General features: G+C 67.4%; 11 protein-coding genes. 3 read left to right on the top strand and 8 right to left on the bottom strand.

Features of this window, described 5'->3' with window-relative positions; translation table 11 throughout:
- Positions 1-26: 26 nt before the first annotated feature.
- Positions 27-1,691: an NCS1 family nucleobase:cation symporter-1 gene (locus tag C5O27_RS09005; protein ID WP_127962536.1), complete on the top strand. Its 1,665-nt coding sequence runs from the start codon at positions 27-29 to the stop codon at positions 1,689-1,691.
- A gap of 52 nt (positions 1,692-1,743) precedes the next feature.
- On the opposite strand, the gene C5O27_RS09000 is transcribed toward C5O27_RS09005, so the two are convergent.
- From C5O27_RS09000 to mftE, 6 genes are all read right to left on the bottom strand, one after another.
- A complete protein-coding gene (locus C5O27_RS09000; RefSeq protein ID WP_127962535.1) occupies positions 1,744-2,607 on the bottom strand; it encodes an LLM class flavin-dependent oxidoreductase in 864 nt (287 codons plus the stop codon).
- A 169-nt stretch (positions 2,608-2,776) separates the two neighbouring features.
- Positions 2,777-3,463: a hypothetical protein gene (locus tag C5O27_RS08995; protein WP_425269601.1), complete on the bottom strand. Its 687-nt coding sequence runs from the start codon at positions 3,461-3,463 to the stop codon at positions 2,777-2,779.
- Positions 3,450-3,881 (bottom strand): PPOX class F420-dependent oxidoreductase, encoded by a 432-nt coding sequence (locus tag C5O27_RS08990; protein WP_127962533.1) that lies wholly within the window; start codon positions 3,879-3,881, stop codon positions 3,450-3,452. The genes C5O27_RS08995 and C5O27_RS08990 overlap by 14 nt, the downstream gene beginning before the upstream one ends.
- A 137-nt stretch (positions 3,882-4,018) precedes the next feature.
- Positions 4,019-5,350, bottom strand: coding sequence for a mycofactocin system GMC family oxidoreductase MftG (gene mftG / locus C5O27_RS08985; RefSeq protein WP_127962532.1), 1,332 nt, complete (start codon positions 5,348-5,350; stop codon positions 4,019-4,021).
- A gap of 35 nt (positions 5,351-5,385) precedes the next feature.
- Entirely contained in the window at positions 5,386-6,987 is a 1,602-nt protein-coding gene (gene mftF, locus C5O27_RS08980; RefSeq protein ID WP_127962531.1) for a mycofactocin biosynthesis glycosyltransferase MftF, read from the bottom strand.
- The gene (gene mftE / locus C5O27_RS08975; RefSeq protein WP_127962530.1) at positions 6,984-7,694 is read right to left on the bottom strand and encodes a mycofactocin biosynthesis peptidyl-dipeptidase MftE; all 711 of its coding nucleotides are present in this window, start codon (positions 7,692-7,694) and stop codon (positions 6,984-6,986) included. The genes mftF and mftE overlap by 4 nt, the downstream gene beginning before the upstream one ends.
- Positions 7,695-7,872: 178 nt before the next feature.
- Here mftE and C5O27_RS08970 point away from each other — a divergent pair, with 178 nt between their 5' ends.
- Positions 7,873-8,982: a CaiB/BaiF CoA transferase family protein gene (locus C5O27_RS08970; protein WP_127962529.1), complete on the top strand. Its 1,110-nt coding sequence runs from the start codon at positions 7,873-7,875 to the stop codon at positions 8,980-8,982.
- 391 nt (positions 8,983-9,373) lie between these two features.
- Positions 9,374-10,591, top strand: coding sequence for an IS110 family RNA-guided transposase (locus C5O27_RS08965; protein ID WP_127962528.1), 1,218 nt, complete (start codon positions 9,374-9,376; stop codon positions 10,589-10,591).
- 61 nt (positions 10,592-10,652) lie between these two features.
- Here the strand turns inward: C5O27_RS08965 and C5O27_RS08960 are convergent, their stop codons facing one another.
- The gene (locus tag C5O27_RS08960; RefSeq protein WP_035753538.1) at positions 10,653-11,465 is read right to left on the bottom strand and encodes a mycofactocin-coupled SDR family oxidoreductase; all 813 of its coding nucleotides are present in this window, start codon (positions 11,463-11,465) and stop codon (positions 10,653-10,655) included.
- 133 nt (positions 11,466-11,598) lie between these two features.
- Positions 11,599-12,798, bottom strand: a complete 1,200-nt coding sequence (gene mftD, locus C5O27_RS08955) for a pre-mycofactocin synthase MftD (protein ID WP_035753535.1) — start codon at positions 12,796-12,798, stop codon at positions 11,599-11,601.
- Positions 12,799-12,867 lie beyond the last annotated feature (69 nt).

Below are 12,867 nucleotides of genomic sequence, written 5' to 3'. Positions count from 1 at the left end.
CGCTGAGAGACGAACCGGGAGAACACATGTCCACACCGACCCCTGCCGAGGCGGCCCAGTCGCATCACGGCGCCGCGGGCGAGAGCGTCATCAAGGCAAGCTACGACGAACGACTCACCAACACCGATCTCGCACCGCTGAAGGAACAGAAGTGGACCTGGTACAACATCTTCGCGTTCTGGATGTCCGACGTGCACAGCGTCGGCGGCTACGTCTTCGCCGGCAGCCTCTTCGCGCTGGGGATCGCCGCGTGGCAGGTCCTCGTCGCCCTGCTGGTGGGCATCGTCGCCGTCAACATCCTCTGCAACCTCGTCGCCAAACCGTCTCAGATCGCGGGGGTCCCGTACCCGGTGACGACGCGGGTGTCCTTCGGTGTCAAGGGCGCCAACATCCCGGCGATCATCCGCGGCGCGATCGCGGTCGTCTGGTACGGCATCCAGACCTATCTCGCCTCGGTCGCATTCGGATTGCTCGCGCTGAAGTTCTGGCCGGGCCTCGAACCGTGGGGTGACGTCGACCAGCACGGCTTCCTGGGACTGTCGCTGCTCGGCTGGGCCGGTTTCCTCCTGATGTGGGTCCTGCAGGCCTTCGTCTTCTGGAACGGCATGGACACCATCCGCAAGTTCATCGACTTCTGCGGTCCCGCTGTCTATGTTGTGATGATCGCGCTCGCCGGCTATCTGATCGTCAAGGCGGGCTGGAGCAACGTGAGCCTCGACCTGTCGGTCGGCGACGGTCTCACCGGATGGTCGTCGGTCACGATGATGATCAGCGCGTTCGCACTGGTGGTCTCCTACTTCTCCGGCCCGATGCTCAACTTCGGCGACTTCTCCCGCTACGGAAAGACATTCGGCGAGGTGAAGAAGGGCAACTTCTGGGGTCTGCCGGTCAACTTCCTGTTCTTCTCGCTGCTCGTCGTGTGCACCGTCTCGGCGGCGGTCACGGTGATCGGCAAGGACGCGGACGGCAACATCATCACCGACCCGGTCCACATCGTCGACAAGATCGACAACACCACCGCCGCGGTGCTCGGCGTGCTGACCTTCGCCATTGCCACCATCGGCATCAACATCGTCGCCAACTTCGTGTCCCCCGCCTTCGACTTCTCGAATGTGGCCCCCACCAAGATCAGTTGGCGCACCGGCGGCATGATCGCAGCGATCGGTTCGGTGCTGATCACCCCGTGGAATCTCTTCAACAATCCGACCGCGATCCACTACACGATGGACACGCTCGGCGCCGTGATCGGTCCGCTGTTCGGCATCCTGATCGCCGATTTCTACCTGGTCAAGAAGCAGAAGATCGTCGTCGACGACCTGTTCACCATGAAGCCGGAGGGCACCTACTGGTACCGCAACGGCTGGAATCCGGTCGCGGTGGGCTCGACTGTCTTCGCCTCCATCCTGCCGATCTGTGTCGTCATCTTCGGCACCGCCTACCAGGCCAGCTTCACCTGGTTCATCGGCGCCGGTCTCGGCATGGCGGTCTACTGGCTGGGCATGAAGTTCGTTCCCACACAACTGATCTACGGTTCCGCACCCACCGCAGACACGACCACCGACATCGCGGTCGACGCGGCGGGGGAACCCGATCCGGCGCCTGAACCGGTGATCGCCGGGGCCCCCGCCGAGGAGGCACCGGAGCAGCTGATGCGTCCGAGCGTCGTCGATCCGACGCCCTCTCGGAGCTGACAGCGGTGTTTCGATCGGGCCGCGCGATCTCTTCGCGCGGCCCGATCCGTGTCTACGGGGTCCGACCGAGCCCGCGTGCCGCGATCGCCTCGAGAACGTCCATCGATGCCTTGTAGGGTTCGGTGTCGCGCGGCCAGGGGACGATGACGTCGGTGAAGCCGAGTTCGTCTGCGCGCCCGACCATGTCGTCGAAGAGGTCGACGCTCTCGAGGGGGTTCCGCGGTGCAGCCTCGAGACTGAGGTATCGGTCGATCCGACGGCCCGGTCGCCGACCCAGTTCCTCGTCGAGGACCGCGACGGCCCGTGCAACGGATGCGAACCACTCGTCGAGGCTTTCCGTCCCCTGGCCGGTGGTCACCCAGGCATCGCCGTGGCGCGCGGCGAACCGCACCGAGCGTGGACCGTTGCCGGCGAGCAGGAACGGCACCCGATCTCGTACCGGTCCACGCCCCAGACGCATGTCCCGCGCGCGGAAGTACGGGCCGTCCGCGTCGACGTGATCCTCGCTCAGGGTCCGGCCGAGGAGTCCGACGAATTCCTGGAATCGGTCGACGCGCTGACCGACTGTCAGTTCCGGCTGCCCGAGCACGGCGTCGTCCGGTGTGCCGCCGACACCCAGACCCAGCAGGAAGCGGCCGTCGGAGATGTCCGCGAGGGTCTCGACCTCACGCGAAAACGCCGCCGGGTGACGGAAATTGGGCGAGACCACGAAGGCGCCGAGCCAGATGGTGTTCGTGACGACAGCGGCCGCCGACAGCAGCGGCATGCAAGCCGACCAGAGCGAGTCCGGCAGGCCGCCCCAGACGAGGTGGTCGTAGGTCCAGGCGTGGTCGAACCCCATCTCCTCGGCCAGGATCCACCGGGGTCGGGACTGCTCCCAGGTCAGGTCGGGGAGGATGCAGATGCCGTGGCGCACGGCTCACACTGTACTTCGGTTCAGCGGGCGACCGGCGAGACCGCGCCGGGGATCTCGAGGACCGATCCTGCGTGCGTGGTCACGGAGACACTGGTGGCCGAGAACCCGGCACCGTTTGCGCCGATGGAGATCCCGGCCGGCGTCGTCAGGTTCTCCCGTGCGACGCGGATCAGCGGTGCCGGGTTCCCGGCAGCACGATCGCCGACGCCACGAAAAAGCAGAGCGCGCCCACGAATGTCCCGGCGTTGGCGGCGATGGCATCGGCTGTCACCCCGTCCTTGTTGACGAAGGCACCGACGGCCGACACCCCGAACGCGACACACCCCACCCAATTCATCAGGACCGACCACCAGCGCCGGTCCTCGAAGTCGAGACCGTGACCCGTCGACCGGGAGTACGCGGCGAAGGCGACCGCGCCGCTGATCAGGAAGGCAACCGAGCCACCGGCGTCGGGAGACCACACGAGGTGGCGCTCACCGGCAACCGTGTGGGCGAACAGGGCGCTCGTCGTCGAGATGTTGAACAGGATCGTACCGACGGATTGGGTTGCGGCGCTCAGCCATTCGGCGCGGACCGCCGACCCCGGAAGAGATGACTCCAGTTCGGCCGGCGACGCGCTGCGCACCAACTGGATGAAGCCGGCCCCGGTGAAGAACCAGGCGCCGACGAAATAGCACAGGTTGACGACGTCGGCGCCGGCGAGCTGCCCGAGTCCGGGGGCCGACCCGAGGGCGAACAGGGCGGACCCGACCATGAAACCCCAGCACTGTTTCGGCAGCGTGGGTGCGAACGGCGCAGTGGGCCAGGCACGACGCCGCGTCGCCGTCCATCGCGCTGAGGACTCACGCGGTGACATCGAGTTCCGCGATGACCTTGCTCGGTTCGATCCAGACGCCCAGTTCACCCGGTACGCCGTTGCGCGCACCGAACTCCTCGGCCCGTTCGGCACCCATGTATCGCGCACCGCACAGCGTGGCGATCCGCCGCACTTCGTCGAGGTCCTCCGTCACCACCACCCGGCCCTGCACCTGGACGAAGCCGAACGGCGGTTCCTGCAGGTCGACCGACATCGCGACACGCGGATCGCGCAGGAGCGCACGACCTTTCGCGGTGGGAGCACCGGTGTTGAAGGCCAGGCGGTCTCCGTCAAGGACGAACCAGACCGGGACCACCAGGGGCCTGCCATCGGCGGCGGTGTATCCGAGGTGGCCGGTCTTGGTACCGGAGGCCAGGAATTCCCGGACCGCGGGATCCGACAGCGACGTTCCAGACATGTATCCAGCCTAGGTGTACCCGGCCGAAGGTACAGGTTCCCGCGTGGCCGATTCCTTCCCGCTTACCGGACAGCGCCTGCGGGAAGGAAACAGACACCGCGGGAAGGATGCGGTATCCAGGACGAAGAACTGCTCGCTCACCCCTCATCCGAGAGCCGGTTGCCGATGTGGACGGCCACCATCATGATCGTGGCGTGCGGCCCGCTGTGGCCGCCCGTCGGCAGGATCGATCCGTCGACGATACGCAACCCCTCCGTCCCGTGCACCGCACCGAGCGCGTCGGTGCGCACACCCATCGGCATCGTGCCCCACGTGTGCTGCGAGAACCCCGGCACCGCGGCCACCGAGACGCTGCCCGGAACGACGATGCCGGCGAACTCGGTCGAGTGCAGCATCTCCACCACCCGGTCGGCGCCCGCACGCATCGCGGCGGTGACCTCGGCCGACGGTTCTCCGAACACGAGACGGACGCGCTCGCCGTCGGCGACGAGTCGCACCGGCGATAGGTCCATCGCGGTCACCTCGACCATCGGCCCGCTGTACGGGAGACCGTCGATGTAGGCCGCGAAATCATCCCGGTAACAACGGATCTCGAGACCATCGACAGTGTGCACCACCGACGGCAGCACCATCCCGGGTTCGGCCGGTCCCTTTCGGCGATAGGAGACGGCCAGTCCCCGGTGTTCACCGGCGTCGAGGAATGCGGCCCCGCCGAGCGGCTCGAGGTCTGAAGCGAGTAGTAGTTGCGCGGTGCCCAGCGTGCCGCCGGCGAGGATCACCTCGCCGGCTCTGAAGGTGGCCCGATCGGTACGCACGCCGGTGACGCGCCGCCCGCCGGAGACCTCGAGCCGCCGGACCTCGCAGTCGGCCACCACGCGGAGATTCGGCCGGCCGAGCGCCGGCTCGAGGTAGGCCTGAGCCGCGGTCCGGCGCTCCATCCCGGATCGGTTGCCGAGTACCCGGTTCACGCCGACCACCGGCCAGCGGTCACGAAGCGACCGAACCGCCGTCCGCGCCGACCAGTACCGTTCGAAAGCCCTTCCGGCGTCGCCGAGTTCGTCGTCGGACACCGGTGAGACACTCATCGTGCCCCCACCCCCACCCCCGTCGAGCTCGGAGTAGGCGGCGTCGATCGCGTCGAGGCCCCAGCTGTCCGGCCAGTCCGCGAAGTCCTCCGGATGCCAGCGCAGGAAGTATCCGCCGTTGACCGCGGAGGAGCCCCCGATCGCACACCCCCGCGCGGCGGTGAGGCCGTCGAGATCGGTGGTGTGCCGGACCGCGTAGGGCGCGTGATCGCCGATGGGGAGACGTCGGAGGTCCCGCGCCTCCGGCCCCGGCCAGCGCCCGGGTCCGCGCTCGAGCAGCACGACGTGCCGCCCGGGTTCCCTCGACAGCTTCTCCGCGACGACGCAGCCGGCACTCCCCGCACCGACGATGACGACGTCGGCGCTCAGGACTTCGGCGCTCATGTCATCGGGCGTCAGACGATCATTGCGCGGCAACGTCATCGCGAGATGACCGGGCGCAATGCCTCCGCGTCTCGATGGGTGATGACGCCCTGCCACAGACCTGCGCCGTAGGCGAGGTCGTCGAGGCGGCGCATCAGCAGGTAGCGGAACGGACCCAGCGCCGGTGGGGTCGTCGGGTCCGCGAGGAGATCCCGGAACCAGGACACCACCCCCTCGACGATCGCCACCTGGATCGCGAGTGTCCGGAAACGTCTCGACACGAGCGCCATGAGCAGGGCCACCGGCCAGTAGTGCCGGCAGATCGCATCAGCCGCCTGGAGTAGGCCGAATCCGGCGGCCCGACCGGTGAGTTGCGCCGAGACGAGCGGCGCCGACGGTAGGTCGCCCAACCGTTTGCGGAGCCGGGTCGCGAGATGGGTCAGGATGAGCATCGCCAGCGTGGTGCCGAAGCGGGTTCGGGTCAGCAGAGCTGCGACGGCCGCGGCCATCGGCACCGACATCACCAGCGGGGCGGCCCGGTTGCCGTGACGTGCGGCGAGGTGGGCTGCGCCGGTTCCGTAGAAGCACCGGCGAGACAGCACCGACCGCATGTCGGTGCGGTGATCATGTGCCACCCGTGCGACCGGGTCGTACCGAATCCGCCATCCCGCCGCGTGCATACGCCAGCACGCGTCCACGTCCTCGGCCACCCTGAGCGACTCGTCGAAACCGCAGAATGCGCTGCGCCGCACCACGATTGCCGCGCTGGGCACGTACGGCACACGGGTCGACGGCAGGACCGCGGACTCCTCGGGGCCCATATCCAGCGAGGACCAGCCGTTCTCATAGCACTCGGCCAGCGAGGACGACCGGGCGGCGGACCGGAGTCCCACGATACGCGGGGCCACGATCCCGACCGTGGGGTCGGAGAAATGGGTGAGCAGCACCGTCAGCCAGTCCGGATCGGGCACGACGTCGGAGTCCAGGAAGGCCACGAAATCGGTGGTGGCAGCGGCCGCTCCGGCGTTCCGTGCAGCCGCCGGACCACGATTCTCGTCGAAGCGGATCACGCTCACGCCCGGCCTTTCGGCGACGATCGGGGCGTCCGACCCGTCGTCCACGACCACGACGGTCAACCCGTCGAGGGCGTCGAGAAGGCGGTCGACGCCGGCCTGGTTGTCCTTGACCGGTATCACCACGGTGACGTCGGTGGGCCGCGGGCCGAACATCGGACGCGGGTTGGCGACCCCGGCGTCGAGTAGAGCACGCGCGAGACGACGGGTCACGTTGTCGCACACCTCAATTCGACCGTCGTCCGAGGTCATGCCGAGCGCGGTGTCGGACATGCGCATCAACCGCGTCGGCGAGCCGCCGACGAGGTACCGGAGGTCGCCGCCACGCGCGGAGCGCAGGTCGATCTGGACCTGGAACCCGTCGGGCAGGTCGGCGGGGTTCCCCGTCGCCCTCGCGTCCGTCGAATCGGCATCCTCACCCGAGTCGCTCTCCGAAACCTCTTGTGCGCCGACGTTTCCCTCATTGGCGGCGTCGCCATCGATCGTGTCCCGGTCGGTCACGTCCCTGCCCTCGGTCACGTCGTCACCACTGATGCCCTGGGCCACGCCACGGCCACGGGGGGCCGAATCGTCGAGTGCGGTCATCCGAGTCGCCCCTGGTCGTCGACCTCCCAGGAGACGAGCGCCGCACCGAGGCGATCGGTCACCTCGGCCACCAGGCGTCGCCCCTCGTCGGCGGAGGCCTCGGTGGGATCACCCAGGACACCGTTCGGGCTGACCGCCCCGACACCACCCTCGCGCATGGCACCGAGCAGTGCGCCGACCGGCTCTCGATTGCCGGCGACCGCCCGTGACGTGTCGACCGACGACGGCGAGACATGAAGCAGCACCGAGGTTTCCGTGAACCCGGCATGTGCGTCCGCGCCCGGGAAGGCACACGGGAACCAGGCGGCATCCCGCCCCTCGTAGCGGAGTCGGGTCACCGCGTCGATCAGCGTGCGCGTGTTGCCGCCGTGCCCGTTGACGAACACGATGCGCCGCGCCCATCGGCAGGCACTGCGGCCGTATTCGATGAGCATCCCGCGCAGGGCGTCGTGCCCGATCGAGATCGTCCCGGCAAAACCCTCGTGCTCGCCGCTCGCGCCGTAGTTGAGGTCGGGGGCACGGAGAATGTCGGAATCCCCGAGGCGCTCACAGACGACGTCGGAGACCGCCGCGGCGATCCGCGTGTCGGTGTCCAGAGGCAGGTGCGGACCATGCTGCTCGACAGAACCGAGAGGTACCACGAGAGTGATCACCTTTCCATCGAGGTCCGGCCAGCTGCACTGCCCCAGCGTCGACGGTCCTGTCATCTGACCAATGCTAGCCATCGCGCTCCCAGGCTTCTGCCCCTCGGCCCAAAAACAGGAAGAAAAACGGGCCGAAAACGTCGTGCCGACCACATTGACGAGCGTTCGATCGGTTATGGAATGCTATTGCGTGACACGTGACGCCTGACACAGTGGCGGTACAACGACCGGAGGACGACACATGAGCAGTACGACACCCCACAACAGCGGAAAACCCGGCCCACTCAGCTCCATCCGGGTCATCGAGTTCGCTGGTATCGGCCCGGGACCCCACGCGGCCATGTTGCTCGCCGATCTCGGCGCCGACGTGGTCCGTGTCCAGCGTCCCGGCACGCTCCCGAAGCCCGGCGTGAACGCCGACGCGCTGCTGCGCGGCCGTCGCGTCGTCGAGGCCAACCTGAAGGACGAGACCGATCGCGCGACGATCCTCGATCTCGTCGCCAAGGCTGACGTCATCATCGAGGGTTTCCGCCCCGGCGTCATGGAACGCCTCGGCTTCGGCCCCGATGACCTCAACGAGGTCAACCCCGGCCTCGTGTACGGCCGTATGACCGGTTGGGGCCAGGACGGCCCCCGCGCCAACCTCGCCGGCCACGACATCAACTACATCTCGCTCACCGGCCTGCTCCACGCCATCGGCCGCAAGGACGATCGTCCGGTGCCGCCGCTCAACCTCGCCGGCGACTTCGGCGGCGGATCGATGTTCCTCGTGGTGGGCGTGCTCGCCGCTCTGCTCGAGCGCGGCATCTCCGGCAAGGGGCAGGTCGTCGACGCGGCCATGGTGGACGGCGCTTCCGTTCTGGGACAGATGATGTGGGCGTTCCGCGGCACCGGCCTGTGGAGCGACGACCGCGGCACCAACATGCTCGACACCGGCGCCCCCTACTACGAGGTCTACGAGACCTCGGACGGCAAGTACATGGCCGTCGGCGCCATCGAGCCGCAGTTCTACGCCGAGCTGCTGAAGGGCCTCGGACTGGCCGACGCCGATCTCCCGGCGCAGAACGACATCGCGAACTGGGGCAAGCTGAAGGAGATCTTCACCGAGACCTTCAAGTCCCGCACCCGCGATGAGTGGGCCAAGGTCTTCGACGGCACCGACGCCTGCACCTCGCCGGTCCTGACCTTCGCCGAGGCGCCCGCCGACGCGCACATGGCCGCTCGCGCCAACCTGATCGACATCGACGGCGTCACCCAGGCGCAGGTCGCGCCGCGCTTCTCGCGCACCCAGCCGGAGACCCCGGCCGGACCCTCGACCGAGGCCGTCGACCCGAAGACCCTCTGGGCCTGATCCGTCAAGGATTCCCACCACCTCAGGCAGCGAGGAGCACTCCCCTCCGCTGCCTGAGGTGCGAGGAGCGAAAGCGACGAGCCACGAAGGCCTGGCGAGAATCCTCACCAGCCCTAATGGGGGTGGATCGGTGATCTTTCTCCGTGGTGGAGGGGATGCTGGTCGTGTGAGCCTGCCCGGTCGGTGACCACTGGCTGGCCCTGAAAACGGTTGGTGGATTTCTACACGAAGACCGTGGCCCGGCCGGGCGGGATCGCCTCGTAGAACGCTTCTGGGATGTCGTGCCCCTGTGACGGTATGGATGAGCACTGATCCATTAGGCCGCGTGAGAGGGGATCCTCGGGCTCACATCGCAACTACTCGCTATGAGGAGAAGAGGTGAGCGTTCGACATGATCTTCGTGGGCAACGACTGGGCATCCGATCACCACGACGTGTGCGTGATGGATGAGACCGGCAACGTCCTGGCCACCCGCCGATGTGCTGAATCAGCAGCCGGCATCACCGCCCTGCACGACCTACTCGCCCGCTTCGCCGATCAACCGCAGCAGGTGGTGGCGGGTACCGAAACCGAACACGGCATGTGGGTCGACGCGTTGGTCGCCGCCGGCTACCAGGTGTATGCGATCAACCCACGATCTGTCTCCCGCTATCGCGATCGCCATCATGTCGGTGGCACCAAATCCGATAAGGCCGACGCGAAAACCCTCGCCGATCTGGTGCGTACCGACCGCCACAACCACCGACTCGTCGCCGACGACAGTGCCGAAGCCGACGCGATCCGGGTGATGGCCCGTACCCATCAGAATCTGGTGTGGGCCCGCTCGGCACAACAAAACGTGCTGCACGCCCAACTGCACGCCTACTACCCGGCCGCACTCGAAGCCTTCGGCGGGGATCTGGCCCACCGCGACACCCTCAGCGTGCTTCGGCGGGCCCCCACCCCCGACCAGGGGGCGCGACTGTCGGTGGCAGCACTGCGGTCGGCGTTGAAAAAGGGTGGCCGGCAACGCAATATCGACGCCCGAGCCCGCGAGATCCACCAGGCGCTAGGTGCCTCCGGCCATCTGACCGCGCCACCGCAGCTGGTCGCCGCATATGCGGCGACGGTGACCGCAACAGTGGAGATGCTCACGGCATTGAACACTCAGATCGTCCAGCTCGAAACCACTCTCAACCAGTCTTTTGACACGCATCCGGACGCCGCGATCTACCTGTCCATGCCCGGAATCGGTGAAACCATCGGCGCCCGGATGCTCGGCGAGTTCGGGGATGACCCCGAACGCTATGCCACCGCCAAGTCTCGCAGAAACTACGCCGGTACCTCACCAAGAACCATCGCCTCGGGTAAAGGTCACGTCGTGTTGGCCCGGCACATCCGCAACACCCGACTCAACGACGCCGCCATGGCAATGGCACAAAGCGCGTTGACCGGCAGTGTCGGCGCCCGCGCCTACTACGACAACCTCAAAGCCCAGAACAAGACCCACACACAAGCCCAACGAGCATTGGCCAACCGGCTCATCGGCATCCTCCACGGCTGCCTGGCCCACCACACTCTTTACGACGAACACACCGCCTGGGGCCACCGCGCAAACCTCGCCGCTTGACACCTTGCACCCCTGGGATGTCTTCGTGGCTCGCTTCGCTCGCACCTCAGGGAGCAGGGGATCAGACCTTCGAGTGCCCCATGTCGATCTGGAACTCGGCACCGGTGATGCCCTTGGCGCTGTCGGAGGACAGGTACAGGACGGCGTCGGAGATCTCGTCGCACGACGCGACCGGGTGGTAGTCCAGCATCGACACGAAATGCGGGGTCACCCACGGCTTTTCGAAGAGCCGGTGGGCCTCGGTGTCGGCGACTCCCATCGGGGTGTCGACCGCGTAGGGGTGGACGCTGTTGACGCGAATCCGGTAGTGACCGAGTTCCTTGGCCGCGGTCTGCGTCAGACCGACCAGGCCGTGCTTGGACGCCGTGTACGACGCCTGCATCGGCATCGCCTTCAATCCGGCGACCGAGCTGATGATCGTGATCGAGCCGCCGTTGCCGGCGTCGAGCATCGCCGGGACGGTGGCCTTGAGCGTCTTCCATGCGCCGACGAGGTTGATGTCGACGACATCGGTGAACTGCTCTTCGGTCAGCTCCCACACCTTGCCCCAGGTGAGCACACCGGCGTTGGCGACGACGTGATCGAGGCGACCGAACTGCTCGACCGCATCCGCGACGAGTTGCTGCTGGAACGCGAGATCCCGCGTATCACCTTGCCGGGCAAGGATCTTGCCGCCCACACCCTCGACGAGCCGGATCGTCTCCTCGAGATCGTCGGCCGTGGCGGGCGGATAGGTCGCGTGGTCGATGATCGGACCCGCGATGTCGAGACCCACGATCGCGGCGCCCTCACGGGCGAACCGGACCGCGTGATTACGGCCCTGACCACGGGCGATGCCGGTGATGTAGACGACCTTGCCGTCGAACTGTCCCATGGCAGAACTGTAACACGTTCTAGTTCTGTCCCGGGCGCTGTTTCCCGCGGGTTCTGCCCGGCAACAGGGGCCGAGACGCTCCCGCCCGCCGACCGGATGTCCGGCGGCGGGCGGGAGTGTTTGTCTGCTCGGATCAGACGTGTCCGAAGGACCGCTTGAAGTCGTCCGGGATGATCAGATCGTCGGCAGAGAGGTCGTGCACGCTCTTGTGCCCCAGACCCATCAGCGCGCCGTCGAGGCCCATACGCATGAGATCGAGGACGTTCTCGACACCTGCCTGGCCGTTGGCGGCGAGACCCCACAGGTAGGCACGGCCGATCATCACGGCGCGGGCGCCGAGGGCCAGCGCCTTGGCGACGTCGCTGCCGCGGCGGATGCCGCCGTCGAGCAGGACCTCGATGTCGTTGCCGACCGCATCGGCGATGTCGGGGAGCAGACGGATCGTCGCCGGGGTGCCGTCGAGGTTGTTGCCGCCGTGATTGGAGACCGAGATCGCCGTCGCACCGATGTCGACGGCGCGCTTGGCGTCGTCCAGACGGGTGATGCCCTTGACCATGAACGGTCCGCCCCACTGCTCACGCAGCCACTGCAGGTCCTCCCACGTGGGCGGCGGGGTGCCCATCCACTCGCCGTAGGCGCCGAAGAAGGTCGGGCCGGGGACACCCTGCGGGGTGAGGTTCGGCGCGGTGAGGTCGGGGATGATGACCTTGCCGCCCTTGACCCAGTCCAGCGCGTACCGCGGCTTGACCGCGATCTCCGGGCCGAGACGCACCAGCGCCTTCAGGTTCACCTTCTCGGGGATCTCCGGGCTGCCCCAGTCGCGGCCGACGTTGAACACCCAGTCGGTCGTGACGATGAGACCCTTTGCGCCCGCGGCCCTTGCACGCTCGGCGCGGCGGAGGATGTCCTCGCGACTGCCGAGCCAGTAGATCTGGAAGAACACCTTGTCGTTGACCGCGGTGACCTCCTCGACGGCGTGCGAGGCGAAGCTCGACAGGCCCATCGCGGTGCCACGCGCCGCCGCGGCACGTGCGACGGCAACCTCGCCGTCGGGGTCGACGGCCTGCACACCGGTCGGCGAGATCATCACCGGGAAGGACAACTCCTGCCCCATGACCGAGGTGGTCATCTCACGCTCCGGCTGTGCGCCGACAACGTGTGGCGCCCAACCCAGTTCATTGAAGGCCTGCACATTGTCGTCGAGGGTCACACCGGCCTGCGTGCCGGCGACCAGCGACGAGTAGACCGACTTCGGCAGTCGCTTCTTCGCCCGACGCTGGGCCTCGGTGACCGTTTCGAACCAGGGGTTTTTCGCCCAGGGGTTGAGAGCCATTTCTCCTACTCACTCACTATTCGGATGCGTGCCATCGCCCGCGGTCCCCGTGTACCCCGGGGAGGACTC

The sequence above is a fragment of the Gordonia alkanivorans genome (genome assembly GCF_004011905.1).
GTDB classification, from domain to species: Bacteria; Actinomycetota; Actinomycetes; order Mycobacteriales; family Mycobacteriaceae; genus Gordonia; species Gordonia alkanivorans.
Note: the sequence above shows the minus strand (reverse complement) of the source record. Positions and strands in the feature narration are given on the sequence as shown.